Source organism: Acinetobacter sp. 1130196 (assembly GCF_000588095.1).
Taxonomy (GTDB): Bacteria; Pseudomonadota; Gammaproteobacteria; order Pseudomonadales; family Moraxellaceae; genus Acinetobacter; species Acinetobacter nosocomialis.
The window spans coordinates 1-407 of record NZ_JFWX01000132.1; the positions used below are offsets into that span (position 1 = coordinate 1).

Annotated in this window: 1 pseudogene; it reads right to left on the reverse strand. The window is 31.2% G+C overall.

The features are described 5' to 3' along the window. Positions 1 to 198 precede the first annotated feature (198 nt). Positions 199 to 407: pseudogene (locus J671_RS24820) on the reverse strand (MarR family transcriptional regulator); the annotation flags it as partial.

The window sequence follows — 407 nt, forward strand, 5'->3', positions numbered from 1 at the left end:
ATCAAAGAATAGGCGTGGAACGTGAAAAATCATAAAAAAAGCCCACCTTGGGGAAGATGAGCTATTAACTAGAAACTACAGCATTGATTTCTAAAGATAATTATAACGCATTTCGTATAAGGTGTATTATGTTAATTTTAGAAAAACTAATTGATTCTTGAAAGTAAACAGGCTTCCATTATCAGATATTAAGAGGTCTCAAATTCTTTCTGATAATAGATTAACTAATACTTTTAATTCATCTCGTAATTGATTTAAGTTATCAAACTCAATGTTCTTGGTAAGCTCTTTAGGAATCTTTTCTGCTTCAGCAGATAAGTCTCGCCCTTTATCTTTTAATGAAATAAAAACTCGTCTTTCATCATTAGGATCACGTGATCGATTAATTAGACCAGATGTCTCCATTC